The sequence below is a fragment of the Streptomyces sp. NPDC002588 genome (assembly GCF_040295925.1).
Classification (GTDB): Bacteria; Actinomycetota; Actinomycetes; order Streptomycetales; family Streptomycetaceae; genus Streptomyces.
In genome coordinates this window covers 98017-119097 of record NZ_JBEOWF010000035.1, presented here as the reverse complement: position 1 = coordinate 119097, position 21081 = coordinate 98017, and the positions used below count along the sequence as shown (strand labels likewise).

The following is a 21081-nucleotide window of genomic DNA, read 5'->3' as shown; positions in this document are numbered from 1 at the left end:
CCCTGCTTTACGCCTTGGGCTGCCGGGACCCCACACCCCATCGGAATGCCGGCCCAATCCCCCCAATACCACCGCGGGTTCCCCCTGGCGCAGGACGCACCGAGGCCCGGCACCCTGTGTACACAGGGTGCCGGGCCTCGGTGACGACGGTCTGCCGCGGTACGTCAGTGGGCGTGGCTGTGGCCGTGGCCCGCGGCGGCCGGCTCTTCCTCTTCCTTCTTCTCGACGACCAGGGTCTCGGTCGTCAGGAGGAGGGAGGCGATGGACGCGGCGTTCTCCAGGGCGGAGCGGGTGACCTTGACCGGGTCGATGACGCCGGCCTTGACCAGGTCGCCGTACTCGCCGGTGGCGGCGTTGAAGCCCTGGCCCTTTTCGAGCTCGGCGACCTTGGAGGTGATGACGTAGCCCTCCAGGCCGGCGTTCTCGGCGATCCAGCGCAGCGGCTCGACGACGGCGCGGCGGACGACCGCGACACCGGTGGCCTCGTCGCCGGTCTTGCCCAGGCCGTCCTCCAGCACCTTGGCGGCGTGGACGAGCGCGGAGCCACCACCGGAGACGATGCCCTCCTCGACCGCGGCGCGGGTCGCGGAGATGGCGTCCTCCAGACGGTGCTTCTTCTCCTTCAGCTCCACCTCGGTGGCGGCGCCGACCTTGATCACGCACACGCCGCCGGCCAGCTTCGCGAGGCGCTCCTGGAGCTTCTCGCGGTCCCAGTCGGAGTCGGTGTTCTCGATCTCGGCCTTGATCTGGCCGACCCGGCCCTGGACCTCGGAGGAGTCGCCGGCACCGTCGACGACCGTGGTGTCGTCCTTGGTGACGGTGACACGGCGGGCGGAGCCGAGCACGTCGACGCCGACCTGGTCGAGCTTGAGGCCGACCTCCTCGGAGATGACGGTGGCACCGGTGAGGACCGCCAGGTCCTGCAGCATCGCCTTGCGACGGTCACCGAAGCCGGGGGCCTTGACCGCGACCGCGTTGAAGGTGCCGCGGATCTTGTTGACGACGAGGGTCGACAGGGCCTCGCCCTCGACGTCCTCGGCGATGATCAGCAGCGGCCGGGAGGAGTTGGTCTGGATGACCTTCTCGAGCAGCGGCAGCAGGTCGGCGATGGAGCCGATCTTGCTCTGGTTGATGAGGATGTAGGGGTCCTCGAGGACGGCCTCCATGCGCTCCTGGTCCGTCACGAAGTACGGCGACAGGTAGCCCTTGTCGAAGGCCATGCCCTCGGTGAAGTCCAGCTCCAGACCGAAGGTGTTGGACTCCTCGACGGTGATGACACCGTCCTTGCCGACCTTGTCCATCGCCTCGGCGATGAGCTCGCCGACCTGCTGGTCCTGGGCGGACAGCGCGGCGACGGCCGCGATGTCGGCCTTGTCGTCGATCGGGCGGGCGGTGGCCAGCAGGTCGTCGGAGACGGCCTTCACCGCGGCGTCGATGCCCTTCTTCAGGGCGGCCGGGGAGGCGCCGGCGGCGACGTTGCGCAGACCCTCGCGGACGAGCGCCTGGGCCAGGACGGTGGCGGTGGTGGTGCCGTCACCCGCGATGTCGTTGGTCTTGGTCGCCACCTCCTTCACGAGCTGGGCGCCGAGGTTCTCGTACGGGTCGTCGAGCTCGACCTCGCGGGCGATGGTGACGCCGTCGTTGGTGATGGTCGGGGCGCCGAACTTCTTGTCGATGACGACGTTGCGGCCCTTGGGGCCGATCGTCACCTTGACCGTGTCGGCCAGCTTGTTGACGCCGCGCTCGAGGGCGCGACGGGCGTCCTCGTCGAACTTCAGGATCTTCGCCATGGGAGCGGTTCAGCCCTCTCGGAAAACGTGGGAGAAACGAACTGCGCCCCCAGCACCCGGCTTCACAAAGTCGCGGGGCCAGGAGCGCAGTTCACTGCAAATCTGGGTGAATTACTTCTCGATGATCGCGAGGACGTCGCGAGCCGAGAGGACGAGGTACTCCTCGCCGTTGTACTTCACCTCGGTGCCGCCGTACTTGCTGTACAGGACGACGTCGCCGACCTTGACGTCGAGCGGCAGGCGCTCGCCGTTCTCGAAGCGGCCCGGGCCCACGGCGAGGACGGCACCCTCCTGGGGCTTCTCCTTCGCGGTGTCCGGGATGACCAGGCCAGAGGCCGTGGTCTGCTCGGCGTCGAGCGGCTGGACCACGATGCGGTCCTCGAGCGGCTTGATGGCAACCTTGGAGCTGGTGGTCGTCACGATCCGACCTCCCCCTTCGGAGATCTCACGGGGCTAACTGTCTGAGGTGGCGACCAGGTGGATCCGTCGTCGCGGGTGCCGGACCTGCCCGTCGCGTATTGGCACTCTCCAGGGGGGAGTGCCAGAACCGAGACTATGACCGCGATTAGCACTCGGTCAAGCGGACTGCTAATCCCTGCGGCGCGTCGGTGGGGTTTCGGCCCTGAACGGGCCTCGTCCGCGCATGTCGCAAGGCCCGAAGGACATGTATGGCACGGCCTGCCTACAGGTGGTCCTCCAGCCGCCCCACCGTCAGGCCCTGGTCCCGGATCAGCCGCAGCAGGCGGGTGGTCCGTTCCGTCAGGCCCGGGCCCATCGACTCGTCCGGGTCCACGGCGATGACGTCCCCGGGGCGCAGGGCACGGGGACCGTGGGTGTAGGTCAGTCCGGCGGGGCCCATGGAGGCACGCCAGAGGACGAGGGCCGTGATGCCGCAGTCGGCCGCCGCGCGCAGGGTGGTGGTGTCGTACGTGCCGTAGGGCGGGCGGAACAGGCGGGGGCGCAGGCCGAAGCGGGAGCGCAGTTTCTCCTGCTGGCCGCAGATCTCGGCGCGCTGACCGGCGTAGGGCAGGCCGCGCAGGGCCGCGTGGTCGAGGGTGTGGTTCTGCAGGCTCGCGCCGACCGACCGGAGACGGGCGAAGTGGGCGTAGCCGGGGCCCACCACGCTGTCGGTGAGGAACATGCTGACGGGCAGCCGGAGTTCGCGGACCAGGTCGACGAAGCGGGGGTCGCGTTCGGCGCCGTCGTCGTAGGTGAGGAAGACGGCGTTGTCGCGGGTCGGGAGGCGGTCGACGACCGGCGGGAGAGCGGCGGAGGCGTCACCACCGCCCTGCGAGCCGTCGCGGCCGGCCGCCGGGGCCGGGCCCGGATGCACCCGCTGTGCCGCCTTCTTGCCCAGCCGCTCGATGGGGTCGACGGACTGGGCGCAGCCGGCCAGGAGCAACAGGGCGGCCGACAGTGCGGCGGCCGCCCGCCTCCGCGCCCTCACAGGTAGTCCTCCAGGCGTGCCACCGCGTATCCCTTCGCCGTCACCTTGTCGAGGAACCGGCGGACCATGTCGGGCATCGTGCCCTTCCAGTCGCCCCGGCCGCGGAAGTGGCTCAGGACGATGTCGCCGGGGTGCAGGTCGCCGTCCCCCTCGCGGTACTCCCAGTGGTCGACGAAGACCTCCTCGTCCCAGAGTGGGGCGTACTTCACGCCGCAGGACTTCGCGGCGACCAGCGTGTCGCGGTTGTAGTTGCCGTAGGGCGGCCGGAAGAGGGCGGGGCGTTCGCCGTACCGCTCGCGGAGGACGTTCTGCATGCCGCAGATCTCGTGCTTCTGCTGCTTGTAGGACAGGTCCGGCAGGTAGGGGTGGTGGAGGGTGTGGTTGTTCAGGGTCACGCCCAGGTCCCGCATCTTCCTGAAGTACGCGTAGTCGTCCTTGATCAGGTAGTCGCTGAGGAAGGCGGTGTACGGGACCCTCAGCTCGCTCGTCATGCGCAGGAACGCCGGATCCTTCTCGGCGCCGTCGTCGATGGTGAGGAAGACGACCTTGCGCTTGGTGGGGATGCCGGTGAAGACCGGGGGGAGGCGGCGTTCCTCGTGGTCCTCGACCTCGAAGCCCTCGCGGGTGGTGATCTTCGGCTTCACTGCGGGCGGCGCCGGCGCGGTGAGCGGGACCTTCTTCAGGCCCCAGCGTCCGGCGGCGGCGACCCGGGCGGCATGTTCGGCGCGGAGGCGGTCGGCGTAGGAGTGGAGGGCGCGGGCCGGGAGCGCCGCCCGGGCCGCCTCCTGACCGGGGGCGGGGTCGGCTCCGGCGCGCCCGCCGCCCTCCGCGCAGCCGGCCACGATGGCGGTCAGGGCCAGCAGAGCGAGGCCCCCGCGGACTCCGGCCCGCCGCCGCCAGACAGCCCCGGAAGCACCAGGAACGCCGGAAACCCCCGAAGCCGCAGACCCTCCAGAAGCAGCATTCTTGTCATTTTGTACGACAGCTCCCATGGCGCCGGATCCTCGCAGCCCGGGCTCCCCGACCCGCCCCGACACCGCCACCGGCCCGGCGGCGTCCACCGACTGGCCCACAAGCACACCGACTGGTCACGAGCACACCGGCTGCTCCACGAGCACACCGGCCGGCCCACGAGCACACCGGCTGGGCCAAGAGCGCACCGGCTGACCGACAATGGGCCGGTGAACGACCTCGCTCCCCTCCTCAGTCCCGAAGGCCGGGCCCTGCTCGATGCCGTGCGGGGGACCGCCCCCGCCGATGAGCTCGCCGTCGCCACCCGGCTGCGCCGCGATCACCCCGCCGAACTGGTGTCGGCGGCGCTCGGCCAGGCCCGGCTGCGGCAGCGGGCGGTGGCGAAGTTCGGGGCCGAGGACGCCGGGCGGATGTTCTTCACCCCGAACGGTGTGGAGCAGTCGACGCGGGCGAGCGTGGCCGCGTACCGGGCGGAGCGGATGAGGGAGCTCGGCGTGACCTCCGTGGCCGACCTGTGCTGCGGGATCGGCGGTGACGCCATCGCGCTCGCCCGGGCCGGGATCCGCGTCCTCGCCGTCGACCGCGATCCGCTGACGGCCGCGGCGGCCCGGGCCAACGCCGAGGCGCTGGGGCTGGCCGACCTCATCGACGTACGGGAGGCGGACGTCACCGAGGTGGACACCGGCGGCCACGACGCCGTGTTCGTGGATCCGGCGCGCCGGGGCGGGCGGGGACGCATCTTCGATCCGGAGGCGTACTCGCCGCCGCTCTCCTGGGCGACCGGGGCCGCCCTCGCTGCCCCGCACGCCGCCCTGAAGGTCGCGCCGGGCATTCCGCACGAGGCGGTGCCCGCCGGGGCGGAGGCCGAGTGGATCTCGGACGGCGGGGATGTGAAGGAGGCGGTGCTGTGGTTCGGGACCGCGCCGGGGGCGGTGCGGGCGACACTGCTGCCCGGGCCGCGGACCCTGCTCGGCACCGGGCTGCCCGATCCCGCGGTGCGGCCCCTCGGGCGTTACCTCTACGAGCCCGACGGCGCCGTCATCCGGTCCCATCTGGTCGCCGAGGTCGCGCGGGAGCTGGACGGCGGGCTGATCGACGAGACCATCGCGTACGTCACCGCCGACGAGCTGCGCCCCACCGCGTACGCCTCCGCCTACCGGATCACCGACCAGCTCCCCTTCAACGTCAAGAAGTTGAAGGCTCTGTTGCGGGAGCGCGAGGTCGGGATCCTGACCGTGAAGAAGCGCGGGTCGGCGGTGGAGCCGGAGGAGCTGCGCCGGAAGGTGCTGCCCAAGCCGCACGGGCCGCACGCGGCGACCGTGTTCCTCACCCGGGTGGCCGGGGCCCCGGCCATGCTGATCGGAGCCCCGGCGGAGCCCACCGCAGGCCGGTGATCGCGTACTTCGCGTTCGCGCCGTCCGTGTCGACGTACGACTGCTACGAGTCCCCGCACCGGGCCGCCCGCGCCCGCAGCAGTTCCCGCTCCCTCGTGTTGCCCGTCAGCTCAGCCGCGCGTTCGAACTCGGCCCGCGCCTGGGCCGTACGGCCGAGGCGCAGCAGCAGGTCGCCGCGGACGCTGGGCAGCAGGTGGTAGTCGCGGAGGGCCGGTTCGGCGGCGAGGGCGTCGACGATCCGCAGTGCCGGGCCCGGGCCTTCAGCCATCGAGACGGCGACCGCGCGGTTGAGTTCGACGACCGGGGACGGGGCGCGGGCGGCGAGCAGGCCGTACAGGCGCGCGATGGCCGTCCAGTCGGTGTCCCCGTAGGTGTGGGCGTGCGCGTGGCAGGCGGCGATGGCGGCCTGGAGGGCGTACGGGCCGGGGGCGCCGGTGGCCGCGGCGCCGGCCCGGTCCAGGGCGGTGATGCCGCGGGCGATCAGCATGCGGTTCCAGCGGCGCCGGTTCTGGTCCTCCAGGAGGACCGGGGTGCCGTCGGGGGCGGTGCGGGCGGCCGTGCGGGAGGCCTGGAACTCCAGCAGGGAGACCAGGCCGTGCACCTCGGGCTCCTTCGGCATCAGGGCGGCCAGCTGCCGGGCCAGCCGCAGCGCGTCCTCGCACAGCGCCGGGCGCAGGAGGTCGTCGCCCGCGGTGGCCGCGTACCCCTCGTTGAAGATCAGGTAGATGACGTCGAGGACCGAGCCGAGCCGGGCCTCGCGGTCGGGGCCGTACGGCACCTCGAAGGCGACGTTCTTCGTGGCGAGGGTGCGTTTCGCCCGGACGATGCGCTGCGCGACCGTGGGTTCGGGGACCAGGAAGGCACGGGCGATCTCGGGCGTCGTCAGGCCGCCGAGCAGGCGCAGGGTGAGGGCGGTGCGGGCCTCCGGGGACAGCACGGGATGGCAGGTGGTGAAGACGAGCCGGAGCAGGTCGTCGTCGATGTCGTCGGGGGCCGCGGGCTCCTGCGGCGGAGGGACGTCCTCGAGGTCCCGGCCGATCTCCTGGAGCTTGCGGGCGTAGGTCTCCCGGCGCCGCACCAGGTCGACGGCGCGGCGGCGGGCGATGGTGGTGAGCCAGGCGCCCGGGTGGTCCGGCACACCGCTGTGCGGCCACTGCTCCAGCGCGGCGACCAGCGCGTCCTGCGCCAGTTCCTCGGCGATGCCGACGTCCCGGACGACCCGGGTGACGACGGCGACGACCCGCGGGAACTCCATGCGGAAGACGGTCTCGATCGCGTGTGCGGCGGTGGGCTGTGGCGGTGACTGCACAACCCACCATGCAACACCCTCGGACGTCCCGGGGCCAACGCGACCCGGGCTCTCAGCCCTCGGCGATCTCCCGCACCTCACAGGTGACGGTCCAGAACTCCTCGTGCACCTTCAGGAACCGCTTCGTCCACTCGAGCGCCTCGGCCATGTCCTTGCACTGCATGAGGGCGTAGCCGCCGACGACCTCCTTGGACTCGGTGAAGGGCCCGTCGGTGACGGAGAGCTTCCCGCCCTCCCAGTGCACGCGGGCACCCTGCGCGGACGGCGTCAGGCCGGCGGTGTCGAGCATGACGCCCGCCTTGGTGATCTCCTCGATCAGTTCGCCCATCCGCTGCATCAGCTCGGGGCTGGGGCCCTCGGCGGGGGCGGAGGCCTCGTCGATCTTCACGAGCGACAGGTAACGGGGCATGGTGACTCCTTCGGTCGGGAGGCCGGGTCTTTCCGGCCTCTCACCCGTGTGTCGATCGGGGGACCCCGGGATCGACACACGCCGCGGATTTCTTCGGATATTTTCTCCGCGACGCGTCATCACCGCCGGTCATCACCGCCTGTCACCACCTCCTGGCGCCCCAGCCCGTCACCCCAGCGCGCGGCCGAACGCCGCCTTCGCGTAGGGCGCGCCCACCGTCCGTCCGCCGAACGTGAACGCCGCGTCCGTCACGATGCCCGTCGGACGGCCCCGCAGCGACCAGACCGCGCCGTCACCCGAGTTCTCGTGGGGCGCGGCGGCCGCGAGGTCGGCGTAGCCGTTGCCGTTGATGTCGAGGAGGCGGACCGCGCCGCCGAAGTCGTCGCCCGTCTCCACGGCGCCGGGGACGCCCTTGGTGTCCTGGGTGAAGGCCTGGGCGCCGTTGCCGGTCAGGCCGCCGCGGCTGCCGTAGAGGATGTCGACGACACCCGCGCCGTCGTCGTAGCCGAGTTCCTCGCCGGGCGCGCCGACGGCCACGTCGTCGTAGCCGTCGCCGTTGACGTCGCCGACCGACACGGCGCCGCCGAACAGGTCCACGGTCTCCCGCCCGCCGGGGACTCCGGGCGTGTTCTGGCTGTACGTCTTCCAGGTGGACGCGGGCCTGAGGCCGGCGGCCGAGCCGCGGGCCACGACGACCGTCGAGTTGTCCTCGTCGCCGCGCACGACGTCGTCGTAGCCGTCGCCGTCGACGTCGCCGAAGGCCACCCCGCCGGCGCCGGCGGGGGCCTGGGCGGAGGTGAACGTGGCGCCGGCGGACGAGGAGGAGCCGAGGTAGAAGGTGGAGCCGAAGCCGCCGTCGCCGGTGTAGACGGTCAGTGCGAGGTCGTCGCGTCCGTCGCCGTTGACGTCCCCGGCGGCGCTGTCGAGCACGTCGTCGTACCGGAAGTCGTCCGGGCCGAAGTCCCGGGTGGCGGCCGGCTTGCCGGCGCGGGAGAGCGGGCCGGTCCAGACGGTGGCCGTGGTGCCGAAGGGGTCGTCGACCTGGGAGCGGCCGCCGCGGAAGAGGGCCAGGTCCTGCTTGCCGTCGCCGTCGAAGTCGCCGGTCTGGGTGACCGAGGCGGGGACGGAAACACCGCCGGACAGACCGCCCCTGCCGCCCCAGACGACGACCGCGTCCCGTGTCGTGCGGGTCTGCCCGACGACGAGGTCCGTGCGCCCGTCGCCGTCCAGGTCGCCCTTGGACAGCTGGATGCCGAATCGCTCGCCCGCGGCGGGGCTGCCCGGGATGCCGGTCGTGGCGCGGCTGACGACCGTGCGCCGGGTCTTGGTCAGGCCGTGCGGGCCGCCGTACATGACGACGACGTAGCCCGCCTCCTTCTGCCCGCTCACCGTGCCGTTCGGGGCGCCGATCGCGAGGTCCTGGTAGCCGTCGCCGTCGAAGTCGTCACGGACGGAGTGCGGGGTCGCCGCCTCGGCGTGGCCCGTCAGGACGGACGGGACCGCGCCCAGCGCCAGCACTCCGGCCACGAAAGGCACGGTCCATGTCTTGTACGAACGCAGAGTGGACACCAGGAAACCCCCTTGTTACGGCGACACCGTCACCGCAACAGACACCTCGGGGCTCCCGAAAGTTGTGGCGACCGGCCCGGCGTCAGCGCAGCGACTCCCACAGCTCGCTCGCCTCCGGCTCGTCGGCCACCACCCGGTTGGGGTCGGACGGGGCCGTCACGACCGGCATGGTGACCGTCCTGACCTTGTCGGCGCCGAGGCCCTCGAGGCTCCGGCCGAGCTCCATCAGTTCGCTCAGCGAGTTCAGCCCGGTGTCGGTGGTGAGGCTGCCGGTGATCGCGTCGGCGACCTTGTAGAGCTTGGCGGGGCTGGTGAGGAGGTCGGTGGCGGCGATCTGTTCCAGCAGGGCCTTGACCAGCTTCTGCTGGAGCTTGATGCGGCCGAGGTCGCTGCCGTCGCCTATGCCGTGCCGGGTGCGGGCGAGCGCGAGGGCCTTCTTGCCGTCGAGGTGGTGGGTCCCGGCCTCGAGGTGGAGATGGCTGTCGTCGTCGTCGATGTCCTCGTCGGTGGTGACGGTGACCCCGCCGAGCGCGTTCACCAGCTTCGCGAAGCCGGAGAAGTCGACCTCGATGTAGTGGTCCATCCGGACGTCGGTGATCGACTCGACGGTCTTGACCGCGCAGACGGGTCCGCCCACCGAGTACGCGCTGTTGAACATCGCGCCGTAGGCCACCGCCGAGGTGCCGCCGGAGGTCAGCGGGCAGGACGGGCGGGTGACGAGGGTGTCGCGGGGGATGCTGACGACGGTCGCGCTGGTCCGTCCCGCGTCGATGTGCACCACCATGGCGGTGTCGGAGCGGGCGCCGCCGCTGTCGCCGCCGCCGAGTTCCTGGTTCTCCTTGCCGCTGCGCGAGTCGGAGCCGAGGACCAGGATGTTCACGGCCTCGGTGGGCAGCGGCGTGGCGGAGGCCGAACCCGACGGGGTCGGCGTGGTGACCGCCTTCGCCGGGCGGTTGTCGCCGAGCGCGCTGTCGATGTCGACGCTCTTGATGTTGTCGTTGAGGTGCCAGTAGACCCAGCCGCCCGCCCCGATGCCGAGCACCAGGGTGGTGGCCAGTGCGAGGCCGGCGGCCTTCACCACTCTCGACCGCCGGCCCGCTCTTCTGCCGTCTTCGCCGTGCTCCTCGCGTCGCGTCACGGGGAGCAACGTAGGTGGGGATTATTAGCGGACTGTTAGGACGGCGAGCCCGACCGGGATTTCTTGTGAAAATCTCAGGATTCTCAGCTCACCGTCACGGTCGGCACCGGATTGCTGCCGCTCCAGCTCGCGTTGAACCCGAAGCTCACCGAGCCGCCGTCCGGCACCGAGCCGTTGTAGGTCGCGTTGACGCAGGACACCACCGCGCCCGACTGGGTACAGCCGGCGTTCCAGGCCTGGGTGATCTGCTGGCCCGCCCCGAACGTCCAGGTCGCCCGCCAGGACGACAGGGCCGCACCCGAGCAGGAGATCGTCACGTTCCCGGTGAACCCGGTGTTCCACTGGCTGCCCACGCTGTACGCCGCCGTGCACGCACCGGCCGGCGGGGGCGTGGTCGTGCCTCCGAGTGCCTCCGCGATGCCGTAGTACGCCGGTTTCGGCGCGTAGTTCGCGTCGTACGGCGTCGCCGCCCCGTACCCGGGGAAGGTGCTGTCGACCCACGAGTCGGAGTCGGTGAAGCCCCACACGGTGAGGTTCACACAGCGCGCGACCGCCACGCAGGCCGCGGTGACCGCCTTGTAGTCGGCCTTCTGCTGGGCGAGTTCGGCGCTGTCGGCGGGCAGCGCCATCCGGATGTCCAGCTCGGTGATCGCCACGTCGACACCGAGGTCGGCGAAGCGCTGGATGTTCTGCTGGAGGGTGGACGGCACCTGACCGAGGACGAGGTGGGCCTGGAGTCCGACCCCGTCGATCGGAACCCCGCGCTCCTTCAGCGACCTGACCAGGTTGTAGAGGGCGGTGGACTTCGCGTTGACGCCCTCGACGTTGTAGTCGTTGATGTACAGCCTGGCGGCCGGGTCGGCGGCCCGCGCCCAGGTCAGGGCATTGGCGATGTAGTCGGCGCCGAGGCCGTTGTACCAGAGGGTCGAGCGGTAGGTGCCGTCCTCGTTGAAGGGCTCGTTGACGACGTCCCAGGCGGCGATCTTCCCCTGGTAGCGGCCGACCTCGGTGGTGATGTGGTTCTGCAGCAGGGTGGTCAGCTGCGCCGACGTCCAGCTGCCGTTGGTCAGCCAGCTCGGGTTCTGGCTGTGCCAGACCAGGGTGTGGCCGCGCACCTGCTGGCCGTGCGCCTGGGCGAAGGCCACGATCTGGTCGGCCTCCGTCCAGTTGAAGCCGCCCTGCGTCGGCTCCACCGAGCCCCACTTCATGGCGTTGCCGGGGGTGAGGGAGCCGAACTGCGCCCCCGCGATGTCGCCGTAGGTCCCGGTGAGCTTGGAGCCGGTGACCGCCGTGCCGACGACCTTGCCCTTGGCCGCGCCGAGGTCGCGCAGCGGGGTGTCGGCGGCGTGCGCCGCCGGTGCCGTGAACAGCAGCGCGAGGCCGGACACGAGCGCCGCCAGGGACAGGCCTGTTCTCAGAGATCTCGTGCGGGTGGATCTCATGCGGGTGCCTCCGAAAGTTTCGGTCGTGCAACCGATTGGCTTCGGAGGAGTGTGGAGGCGCCCCCCGCACCCGTCAATACGTCAGCTTCCAGCCACCGGCGGCGGCGCCGTGCTCGTCCGCACCACCAGGCTCGTCGCCAGCTCCACCCGCGTCGCCGCCGGCGCCTCCTCGGACGACGCGGACCGCCCGAGCTCCAGCACCAGCCGGGCCGCCGCCTCCGCCATCTCCGTCAGCGGCTGCCGTACGGTCGTCAGCGGCGGCCCCACCCAGCGGGCCACCGGAAGATCGTCGAAGCCGACCACGCTCACGTCCTCCGGGATCCTGAGCCCCAGCTCACGGGCGGCCTCGTAGCAGCCGAGGGCCTGCAGGTCGTTGCCTGCGAACACGGCGGTGGGCCGGTCGGGGCGGTCCAGCAGCTCACGGCCGAGCCGGTAGCCGGTCTCGTGGTGGAAGTCCCCCGTCTTGACCAGTCCCTGCTCGACCGGCAGCCCGGCGGTCTCCAGCGCGGCCCGGTAGCCGTCGATCCGGGCCCGGCTGCACATCATCTGCGGGGGCCCGCTGATCGCCCCGATCCGCCGGTGCCCGAGCTCGACCAGATGCCGGGTGGCGGCGAGCCCGCCCTGCCAGTTGGTCGCCCCGATCGACGGCACGTCGGCGCCCGGGTCGCCGGCCGGGTCCATCACCACGAACGGGATGGAACGGCTGGTCAGCAGCGCCCGCTGGGACTCGTCGAGCCCGGAGAGGACGAGCACGACCCCGTGCGGACGGCGGGCCGCGACCTGGTCGGCCCAGGTCCGCCCGGGAGTGAGCCGCCCGGCGCTCTCGCTCAGCACCACGCTCAGCCCGGCGTCCCGCGCCACGTTCTCCACTCCCCGGATGACCTCCATCGCCCAGGCGCTCTCCAGTTCGTGGAACACCAGGTCGATCAGTGGCGAACGGGTCGCCTCGGCGCGCCGGCGCCGGTAGCCGTGGGCGCGCAGCAGTTCCTCCACCCGGGTGCGGGTCGCGGGGGCGACGTCCGCGCGGCCGTTGAGGACCTTCGAAACAGTCGGTGCCGAGACGCCCGCCTCGCGGGCGATCTCCGCGAGCGTGGCGGTCTGCGTCAGCCGCGCTCCTGTCCGCGTTCCCGCGGGCTCCGAGGAAGTCATGGCGGCGATCGTATCCCCGCACCCCCTCTTGACGAACCTTGTGCGGCACCATAGGTTCCCGGAACATTCGAAGTGTGTTACGAAACATTCGAGTTCTTCGGGACAGGAGTTTCATGACCACCGCCCCCTGGCGTGACCCCGCTCTGCCCGCCGCCGCCCGTGTCGACGACCTCCTCTCCCGAATGACCCTGGAGGAGAAGACCGCCCAGCTGTACGGCGTGTGGGTCGGCGCCACGACGGACGGCGACGGAGTCGCCCCGCACCAGCACGACATGACCGCCGACTACGACTGGAACGAACTGATCACCCGCGGGCTCGGCCAGCTGACCCGTTCCTTCGGCACCGCCCCGGTGGACCCCGCGACGGGCGCCCGCGCCCTGGCCCTGGCCCAGCACCGCATCGCCGCCGCCGGCCGCTTCGGCATCCCGGCCGTCGCCCACGAGGAGTGCCTGGCCGGCTTCACCGCCTGGCGGGCCACCGCCTACCCGGTCCCGCTGGCCTGGGGCGCCGCCTTCCACCCGGAACTGGTGGAGGAGATGGCCCGGGCGATCGGCCGCGACCTGCGCGCGGTCGGCGTCCACCAGGGTCTCGCCCCGGTCCTGGACGTCGTACGCGATCCGCGCTGGGGCCGGGTGGAGGAGACGATCGGCGAGGACCCGTACCTGGTCGGCACGGTCGGCACGGCCTATGTCCGCGGACTCGAGTCCGCGGGCGTCGTCGCCACGCTCAAGCACTTCGCCGGATACGCCTCCTCGGCGGGCGCCCGCAACCAGGCACCGGTCCGGGCGGGCACCCGCGAGTTCGCGGACGTCACCCTGCCGCCCTTCGAGATGGCGCTGCGCGAGGGCGGCGCGCGCTCGGTGATGGCGGCGTACACCGAACGGGACGGGGTCCCCTCCTCCGCCGATCCGGAACTGCTCACCGCGCTCCTGCGCGAGGAGTGGGGCTTCACGGGCACGGTCGTCGCCGACTACTTCGGCATCGGCTTCCTCCAGACCCTGCACCGGGTGGCGGGCACCCCGGCCGAGACGGCCGGGCTGGCGCTGGCGGCCGGCATCGATGTCGAGCTGCCGACCGTGAAGTACTACGGCGAGACGCTGACCGCCGCCGTCCGCGCGGGCGAGATCCCGGCGGACCTGGTCGACCGGTCGGCCCGCCGGGTCCTGCTCCAGAAGTGCGAGCTGGGCCTCCTGGACGAGGACTGGCAATCGCCGGTCCCGGAGACGGTCGACCTCGACCGGCCGGAGAACCGCGCCCTGGCCCGCCGGCTGGCGGAGGAGTCGGTGGTCCTCCTCGACAACCCGGACGGCCTGCTCCCCCTCTCCCCCGACACCCGGATCGCGGTGGTCGGCCCGCGGGCGGCGGACTCCCTCGCCATGCTCGGCTGCTACTCCTTCCCGTCCCATGTCCTGCCCCACCACCCCGGGGTGGAGACGGGCGTCGCGATCCCCGCCCTCCTGGACTCCCTGCGGGCCGAACTCCCGGACGCCAAGGTCACGTTCACGGAAGGGTGCCCGGTCTCCGACCCCGACCCGTCCGGCTTCACCGAGGCCATCGCCCGCGCCTCGGAGGCGGACGTGTGCGTGGCCGTGCTCGGCGACCGGGCCGGCCTGTTCGGCCGGGGCACCTCGGGCGAGGGCTGCGATGTGACGGACCTGAACCTCCCCGGCGTCCAGGGCGAGTTGCTGGACGCGCTGGTGGCCACCGGCGTCCCGGTCGTCCTGGTCCTGCTCACCGGCCGCCCGTACGCGCTCGGCCGCTGGCACGGGCGGCTGGGAGCCGTGGTCCAGGCGTTCTTCCCCGGCGAGGAGGGCGGCCCGGCCGTCGCCGGAGTCCTCTCGGGCCGCGTCAACCCCTCCGGCCGCCTCCCGGTGAGCGTGCCGCGCGTACCGGGCGGCCAGCCCTGGACCTACCTCCAGCCGCCGCTGGGCCTGGCGGGCGAGGTCAGCAACGTGGACCCGACACCGCTGTACCCGTTCGGACACGGCCGCTCGTACACGTCCTTCGCCTGGGAGGACTTCACCGGCCCGGCCGCGGAGACCGGCACGGACGGCTCGTACGACCTGTCCGTCACCGTACGCAACACCGGGGACCGGGCGGGGGCGGAGGTCGTCCAGTTGTACCTGCACGACCCGGTGGCGAGCGTGACCCGCCCCGACGTACGGCTGATCGGCTACCGGCGGCTGGAACTGGCGCCCGGCGAGTCGGCCCGCGTGACCTTCGGCTTCCACGCCGACCTGTCCGCCTTCACCGACCGCTCGGGGCGGCGGGTGGTCGAACCGGGCGACCTGGAACTGCGGTTGGGGACGTCGAGCGCGGCGATCCGGGAGGTGGCACGGCTGCGGCTGACGGGAGCGGTACGGGAGGCCGGGGCGGGACGGCGGCTGCACTGCGACGTGGAGGTTTTGCACAACTGAGGTGCGGACGGGGGGTGCCCCCGTGTCAGAATCCGCCGACATGTCGGGCCGGCGGCGGGACAGCGCATGGACACCCCATACCGGAGCGCCACGGAGCGCGCGAGTGGCTGCTGGGCGCCGCCCTGCTGATCCTGGCGTGGCTGCCGACGGCCGTGGCCTGCGCGGCATGCCTCGGTGTCACGCTGTTCTGGCACCCGGACGGTTCCGTGCTCGCCCCCCTGCTGCTGTTCTGGTTCGGTGTCTTCGGCGCCGTCGCGCGCAAGCGCGGACCGCTCCCCGGGCGGGTGGTGCGCCCCGACGACGAACCCGAACTCGCCGCGCTCGTCCGGGACGTGGCCGCCCGCCTCGGCTTCCGCGCACCGCTCCTCGTCCGGATCGTCCCGGAGGTCCAGGCTTCCGTGGGCCGGGTCCGGGTCGCCGGGGTCCGCTCCCACGTCCTCCTCCTGGGCCTGCCCCTCCTGCGCAACCTGACCGAACGCGAGCTGGCCTCGGTCGTCGCGCACGAACTGGCACACGAGCGCCGGGAGAGGGGCCACTGTGCCGCCCTGCTGTCCTACGCCCATGCCCGCCTCGCCGACCGCCTGGACCGCCGTTTCCGCCCCCTCGCGCCGCCGGCCGCCCCGCTTCTGCGCGCCTCCCAGCGGTACCTGTGGCGGACCGAGACGGCCGCCGACGCGGGCGCGGCCGAGGTCGCCGGCACCGAGGCCACCGCGTCGGCGCTGGAGCGGACCGTCACCCTCCACTCCGTCTTCGAGTGCCTCGCCGAACCCTGGCTGTCCGAACTGGCCGAACGCGACGCCTGGCCCAAGGACTTCTACGACGCCCTCGACACCGCGTTCGCCGACCCGCACATGGCGGCCCGCGCCGCCCGCACCGCCGCCGAGGACGACGCGGTCGACCCGTACGCCACGGCCGACCACCCTCCCCTGGCGATCCGCCTCGCCGCACTGCCGACGCGGGCGGGGACGGGGACGTACGGCGCCGCGCCCGTCGCGCTGCGCACGGGCCCGGAGATCGCCCGCTGGTGCACGCGACGACTCGCCCTGCAGAACGGCGAGGAGGAGAACGACGTCCAGCCCGTACGGCTGCTGGCGCTGCCCCCCGAGGAACTGCGCGAACTGAACGACGCCCCGGGCACGGCCCCGTTGTTCCGGGCCACCGGCACGGACACCCCGGCAGCCGCGGTCGCGACGGCCCTGGACACCCTCGCCGACGGCAGCTGGCAGCGGCTGGCCCGCCGCCTGGAACCGCGTCTGCGCCGGGCCCCGGCGGCCGTGCGCGGACAACTGGCCCGGAGGGTCTTCACGGCGGCGGTCGCCGAAGCGCTCGCCGAGACACTGGAGACGTCCCGCTGGACGCCGGCGACCCGCTGGACGACCACGGTCCTGACGTCCCCGGACGGCCGCCGGACCGTGGACCTCCGCGCCCTGGTCGCCGACGCCGTGACCGCCGCCGACCCGGCCGTCCCCCGTGCCCTGCTGAAGGAGACGCCCGCATGACCCGCCCCCTGCGCGCAGGGCTCCTCGGCATCGCCGTCACCCTCACCGGATACGCCCTGTTCGCCGCCTGGCTGGGCCTCCACGCCGCGAGCTACGTGGACGCCCGCGACCGTGCCACGGCCCGGACGACGGGCGTGGTCGTCGAGGACGGCATCGGCGACGACCTCGACATCCGGGTCCGCTGGACGGACGCCGAACACCACACCCATGTCCAGCGCTTCGGCGTCTACGACACCGACCGCTACTCCAAGGGTGCGGACTTCCCGGTCGCCTACGCCCCCGGCTCCCGGGAGGGCTTTCCGGCCGACCCGGACGAGACGGCGGAGGAGGACGACCTGACCGCCCCGATCCTCCTGGCCGCCGCGTCGGCCCTCCCCGTCCTCCTCGTCTGGATCCGGCGCGCCCTGCGGTTCCGCCGGACGGCCCGCCGCCCCGGCCGGCCCATGACGGCACGCGTCCGCGCCGGCACCCGCAGGGCGCTCTGGCGCGCCTCCACGGCGACCTGGCTGCAGCTGACGGCACCGGAGGGCCACGAGCACTGGCAGCGGGTCATGTGGCATCCCGCCCTGCACGACCCACCGGCCGAAATCCCCGTGACCGTGCACGGCACGGGCACCGTCGTGGCCGTCCTCCCCGACGGCACCCGCCTGGTCCCCCTGGGGCGGCTGCGGGAACATCCCCCGGCCACCGTCCTCTTCCACGACGACGAGACCGTCCGCGCGGACCTGCGGGACGCGTTCGTCCTCCCGCCCGGCATCGCCGTACGCCCCGCACCGCCCTGGCCCGAGGGCGCCCGGAGAGCCGCCGTCGGCACCGCCCTCGGCCTCGTCACGGGCCTCCTCCTGACGGGCCCGACCCTGACCGGCACGGTGGCCTTCGCCCTCGGCGGCGCGACCTTGTTCACCTCGGTGTGGGCGCTGTCGGCACCGCAGCCGTAGCCCGGCCGCAGCCTCGTTGTCAGTGGCCCCCCTTACCTTCCGCCCATGGACATCTCACTGCCGCAGTCCCTGCCACCGGGCAGGATCGTCGAGTCGTACGGCCAGGACGGCCTCCTGGTGTGGATGAGCGAGCGCAAGCTCCTGGACGCGGACGTGTGGTGGCAGCGCCTCTACGCCGAGCGGGCACGGACGGGGCTGTATCCGGTGCTGCTCGAGTACACGGAGGACACGTACGAGTTCAAGACCGACGGGGACGGCCCGGTCGACGCCGCCGCGTACCTCCGGGGCGAGTGGAATCCGCGCTCCTGGCCGGTCTTCCCCGAGTGGCCGGGCCTGGCCGCACCGGCCTCGACGGGACCGGACCCCGACCTGTGCGCGGCCGAGGCCGCCACCGCCGTCGTACGCGAGGACCGGGCCCGCTGCCTGGCGCTGGTCCAGGCCGAGCGGGGCTCCGACGTACCGGTCGTCCTGGGCTGGCCGGGAATGGGCAACCACATGACCGCGGACGAACTGTCAGGGGTGCTCCGCTCCTGGGAGGACCGCTTCGGAGCGCGTCTCGTCGGCCTCACCCACGGCGAGACGCTCCTCTCGGCCGCGGCTCCCCCACGCGACCTCCACGAGGCCCACGTCCTGGCCTGCGAGCACTACCTGGCCTGCCCCGACGTGTTCCACAACAACTTCGACGACTGGGAGAACACGTATCCGCAGGAACTCCTGACCCTGCGCCGGTGGCGGTTCTGGTGGGACTGAGGGGGTCTATTCAGCCCGTCCGCTCCGCCCCCGTCGCGAAGAAGCGCTCCACGTACTCCCCCGGCGGGAGCGTGCTCTCGCGCATGAGGGAGAAGACCTCGGCACCCTCGCCGGGCGGGTCGCCCAGCAGGTAGCTCTCGGCGAAGCGGACGTACTCGACGCCGTCGACGTCCTCGCAGTATCGGGCGGCCTCCGCCTCCGCGCGGGCGATCGCCTCGTCGCAGGAGCGGGCGGTCCAGAGCGTGACGCGTTCCTCGTAGGTGCCCAGGCGGGCGTGGCGGAAGACGCAGCGGACGGCGTACCAGGAGCGTTCCAGTGACTCGAAGCGCCAGCGGTGGACCGGGCGGGTCACCGACTCCGGCGGCGGATCCGGGAGTTCGGGAAGCCCGGCGTCGTCGTACTCCGCGTCCCACCACGTGATGACCAGGACCCGGTCCTGCGGGGCACGGAAGGTCTCGCGGCGCAGGGGCCGTTCCGGGAGGGGCTGGGCTTCGGCCCAGCCGACGAGGTCGGGGCCGCCGCCCGCGACCGCCCGGGCCTCCCACATCAGCGCGACCGTCATGAGTACAGGTTGTCCCCACTGACCTCGTGCACATGGTCGTGGTCCTGGCCGGTGCCGGGGACGTGCGGGTCCGTCACCGGGAGGGAGGAGTCGGCCGAGAGGTCCCAGCTCGATGCCGAACGGCCCCTCGCCACCATCTCCGCGCCCAGCGCCGCGACCATCGCGCCGTTGTCCGTGCACAGCTTGGGACGGGGGACGCGCAGACGGACACCGGCCGCCTCGCAGCGCTCCTGGGCCAGCACCCGCAGGCGGGAGTTGGCGGCCACCCCGCCGCCGATCATCAGGTGGTCGACGCCCGCGTCCTTGCAGGCCCGTACCGCCTTGCGGGTCAGGACGTCGACGACGGCCTCCTGGAAGGACGCGGCCACGTCCCGGACCGGGACCTCCTCGCCCGACGCCCGCTTCGCCTCGATCCAGCGGGCGACCGCCGTCTTCAGACCGGAGAAGGAGAAGTCGTACGCCGGGTCGCGCGGGCCGGTCAGACCGCGCGGGAAGGTGATCGCGGCCGGGTCGCCCTCGCGGGCGTAGCGGTCGATGACCGGTCCGCCGGGGAAGCCCAGGTTCAGCACGCGCGCGATCTTGTCGAAGGCCTCGCCCGCCGCGTCGTCGATGGTGGCGCCCATGGGGCGGACGTCCGAGGTGATGTCCGACGACAGCAACAACGACGAGTGGCCTCCGCTCACCAGCAGGGCCATCGTCGGCTCCGGCAGCGGGCCGTGCTCCAGCTGGTCCACGCAGATGTGGGAGGCGAGGTGGTTCACGCCGTAGAGGGGCTTGCCGAGGGCGTAGGCGTACGCCTTCGCCGCCGAGACGCCGACCAGCAGCGCGCCCGCCAGTCCGGGGCCCGCGGTGACCGCGATGCCGTCGAGGTCCTTCGCCGAGACGCCCGCCTCCTTGAGCGCCCGCTCGACGGTCGGGACCATCGCCTCCAGATGGGCGCGGGAGGCGACCTCCGGGACGACACCGCCGAAGCGGGCGTGCTCGTCGACGCTGGAGGCGACGGCGTCCGCCAGCAGGGTGGTGCCCCGGACGATGCCGACGCCGGTCTCGTCGCACGAGGTCTCGATGCCGAGGACGAGGGGTTCGTCAGCCATGGGTGTCGGTTCCTTGTCCTGTTCCCTGTAGTGGAGTCGCCGGGTCGGTGCGGCGCATCACCAGCGCGTCCACGTTCCCCGGCTGGTAGTAGCCGCGCCGGAAGCCGATCGGCTCGAAGCCGAAGCGTTCGTAGAGCTTCTGCGCCCGGACGTTGTCGACCCGGCACTCCAGCATCACTTCGGCGCACTCGAACGCGGTCGCCGCCCGCAGCAGCTCGGCGAGCAGCCGCCCGCCGAGACCGGTGCCCTGCTGGTCGCGGGCGACGGCGATCGTCTGGACGTCGGCGAGGTCTCCGGACGAGGCGAGTCCGGCGTATCCGACGACGCGCCCGCCCTGCTCGGCGACGACATAGCGGCGGGTCGCCTCGGGCCCGCGCGAGTGCGCCAGCTCGGACCAGAACATGCCCCGGGACCAGGTGTCCTCGGGAAACAGGTCCTTCTCCAGCTCCAGCACGGAATCGATGTCCCACCAGCGCATCTCGCGCAGACGAGGAGTCACGGCGTCGGTCACTTGGGGGTGACCACCTTGTAGTTCTTGGGGACCTGGGCGTCCGGCCGGCGCAGGTACAGCGGGCGCGGGTCGGGGAGTTCACCGCCCGCGGCGAGCCGCTCGACTGCCAGCGAGGCCAGCGCGGCCGCCGAGACGTGCTCCGGCTCGTGCGCCTCGGGGAAGGTGTCCGGGTACAGCAGCGCGCCCGCGCCGACGGCCGGCAGCCCGGCCACCTGCTCGGCGATCTCGGCGGGCCGGTCCACGGCCGGCTCCGTGAGGCGGGTGCGGGAGTCGGCGTAGCGCGCCCAGTAGACCTCCTTGCGGCGGGCGTCCGTCGCCACGACGAACGGGCCCGCGACGTCGGAGGCGTACGCGAGGCCGTCGAGCGTGCACAGTCCGTGCACGGGGACGCCGAGCGCGAGCCCGAAGGTGTCGGCGGTCATCAGCCCGACGCGCAGCCCGGTGTACGGGCCGGGGCCGACGCCGACGACGATCCGGGTGACGGCGTCGAGCCTGCACCCGGCCTCGGCGAGGAGCCTGTCCACGGCCGGCAGCAGCAGTTCTCCGTGCCGGCGCGCGTCCACCTGGCTCGAGGAGGCGATGACGTCCGTGCCGTCGTGGAGCGCGACGGTGACGGCGGGGGTGGCGGTATCCAGAGCGAGCAAGAGCACGCAAACAGCCTACGGCCCTCCGGCGCCCGTGTCGGATGTCC

Annotated in this window: 18 protein-coding genes and 1 pseudogene; 5 read left to right on the top strand and 14 right to left on the bottom strand. The window is 72.7% G+C overall.

The genetic code is table 11. The features are described from left to right. Positions 1 to 164: 164 nt before the first annotated feature. The 4 genes from groL to ABT057_RS33600 form a co-directional block, all read right to left on the bottom strand. Positions 165 to 1790 (bottom strand): chaperonin GroEL, encoded by a 1626-nt coding sequence (groL, locus tag ABT057_RS33615; protein WP_352347418.1) that lies wholly within the window; start codon positions 1788 to 1790, stop codon positions 165 to 167. Between the two features lie 111 nt (positions 1791 to 1901). After that, positions 1902 to 2210, bottom strand: a complete 309-nt coding sequence (groES, locus tag ABT057_RS33610) for a co-chaperone GroES (protein ID WP_020132158.1) — start codon at positions 2208 to 2210, stop codon at positions 1902 to 1904. 262 nt (positions 2211 to 2472) lie between these two features. Further along, entirely contained in the window at positions 2473 to 3237 is a 765-nt protein-coding gene (locus tag ABT057_RS33605; protein WP_352347417.1) for a polysaccharide deacetylase family protein, read from the bottom strand. Beyond that, a complete protein-coding gene (locus ABT057_RS33600) occupies positions 3234 to 4229 on the bottom strand; it encodes a polysaccharide deacetylase family protein (protein WP_352347416.1) in 996 nt (331 codons plus the stop codon). Before ABT057_RS33600 ends, ABT057_RS33605 begins: the two co-directional genes overlap by 4 nt. Before the next feature lie 189 nt (positions 4230 to 4418). On the opposite strand from ABT057_RS33600, the gene ABT057_RS33595 reads away from it, so the two are divergent. Next, positions 4419 to 5603, top strand: coding sequence for a class I SAM-dependent methyltransferase (locus ABT057_RS33595; RefSeq protein ID WP_352347415.1), 1185 nt, complete (start codon positions 4419 to 4421; stop codon positions 5601 to 5603). Positions 5604 to 5646: 43 nt separating this feature from the next. On the opposite strand, the gene ABT057_RS33590 is transcribed toward ABT057_RS33595, so the two are convergent. From ABT057_RS33590 to ABT057_RS33565, 6 genes are all read right to left on the bottom strand, one after another. Then, positions 5647 to 6912 carry an RNA polymerase sigma factor gene (locus tag ABT057_RS33590; RefSeq protein ID WP_352347414.1) on the bottom strand — a complete coding sequence of 422 codons (1266 nt, stop codon included), beginning with the start codon at positions 6910 to 6912 and terminating at the stop codon, positions 5647 to 5649. Positions 6913 to 6964: 52 nt separating this feature from the next. Further along, positions 6965 to 7321: a YciI family protein gene (locus tag ABT057_RS33585; protein ID WP_352347413.1), complete on the bottom strand. Its 357-nt coding sequence runs from the start codon at positions 7319 to 7321 to the stop codon at positions 6965 to 6967. A 168-nt stretch (positions 7322 to 7489) separates the two neighbouring features. Further along, entirely contained in the window at positions 7490 to 8890 is a 1401-nt protein-coding gene (locus tag ABT057_RS33580) for an FG-GAP-like repeat-containing protein (RefSeq protein ID WP_352347412.1), read from the bottom strand. Positions 8891 to 8972: 82 nt separating this feature from the next. After that, positions 8973 to 10028, bottom strand: coding sequence for an LCP family protein (locus ABT057_RS33575; RefSeq protein ID WP_352347411.1), 1056 nt, complete (start codon positions 10026 to 10028; stop codon positions 8973 to 8975). 83 nt (positions 10029 to 10111) lie between these two features. Continuing rightward, positions 10112 to 11470, bottom strand: a complete 1359-nt coding sequence (locus ABT057_RS33570) for a glycoside hydrolase family 10 protein (protein WP_352347410.1) — start codon at positions 11468 to 11470, stop codon at positions 10112 to 10114. Between the two features lie 81 nt (positions 11471 to 11551). Then, positions 11552 to 12619: a LacI family DNA-binding transcriptional regulator gene (locus ABT057_RS33565; RefSeq protein WP_352347409.1), complete on the bottom strand. Its 1068-nt coding sequence runs from the start codon at positions 12617 to 12619 to the stop codon at positions 11552 to 11554. A gap of 113 nt (positions 12620 to 12732) precedes the next feature. On the opposite strand from ABT057_RS33565, the gene ABT057_RS33560 reads away from it, so the two are divergent. From ABT057_RS33560 to ABT057_RS33545, 4 genes are read left to right on the top strand one after another with little or no spacing between them, the layout of a single operon-like run. Continuing rightward, the gene (locus ABT057_RS33560; RefSeq protein WP_352347408.1) at positions 12733 to 15036 is read left to right on the top strand and encodes a beta-xylosidase/alpha-l-arabinosidase; all 2304 of its coding nucleotides are present in this window, start codon (positions 12733 to 12735) and stop codon (positions 15034 to 15036) included. Positions 15037 to 15050: 14 nt separating this feature from the next. Then, the gene (locus ABT057_RS33555) at positions 15051 to 16535 is read left to right on the top strand and encodes a M48 family metalloprotease (RefSeq protein ID WP_352347407.1); all 1485 of its coding nucleotides are present in this window, start codon (positions 15051 to 15053) and stop codon (positions 16533 to 16535) included. After that, positions 16532 to 17473, top strand: a complete 942-nt coding sequence (locus tag ABT057_RS33550; protein WP_352347406.1) for a hypothetical protein — start codon at positions 16532 to 16534, stop codon at positions 17471 to 17473. Before ABT057_RS33555 ends, ABT057_RS33550 begins: the two co-directional genes overlap by 4 nt. A gap of 45 nt (positions 17474 to 17518) precedes the next feature. After that, positions 17519 to 18223, top strand: coding sequence for a DUF4253 domain-containing protein (locus ABT057_RS33545; RefSeq protein WP_352347405.1), 705 nt, complete (start codon positions 17519 to 17521; stop codon positions 18221 to 18223). A 313-nt stretch (positions 18224 to 18536) separates the two neighbouring features. On the opposite strand, the pseudogene ABT057_RS33540 reads toward ABT057_RS33545, so the two are convergent. From ABT057_RS33540 to tsaB, 4 genes and pseudogenes are all read right to left on the bottom strand, one after another. Next, positions 18537 to 18785: pseudogene (locus ABT057_RS33540) on the bottom strand (hypothetical protein); the annotation flags it as partial. Next, on the bottom strand, positions 18782 to 19879 hold the full coding sequence (gene tsaD / locus ABT057_RS33535) for a tRNA (adenosine(37)-N6)-threonylcarbamoyltransferase complex transferase subunit TsaD (RefSeq protein WP_352347404.1): 1098 nt from the start codon (positions 19877 to 19879) through the stop codon (positions 18782 to 18784). The gene tsaD and the pseudogene ABT057_RS33540, both read right to left, overlap by 4 nt. Next, on the bottom strand, positions 19872 to 20390 hold the full coding sequence (gene rimI / locus ABT057_RS33530) for a ribosomal protein S18-alanine N-acetyltransferase (RefSeq protein ID WP_352347403.1): 519 nt from the start codon (positions 20388 to 20390) through the stop codon (positions 19872 to 19874). The genes tsaD and rimI overlap by 8 nt, the downstream gene beginning before the upstream one ends. After that, positions 20387 to 21040: a tRNA (adenosine(37)-N6)-threonylcarbamoyltransferase complex dimerization subunit type 1 TsaB gene (gene tsaB / locus ABT057_RS33525; RefSeq protein ID WP_352347402.1), complete on the bottom strand. Its 654-nt coding sequence runs from the start codon at positions 21038 to 21040 to the stop codon at positions 20387 to 20389. The genes rimI and tsaB overlap by 4 nt, the downstream gene beginning before the upstream one ends. Positions 21041 to 21081 lie beyond the last annotated feature (41 nt).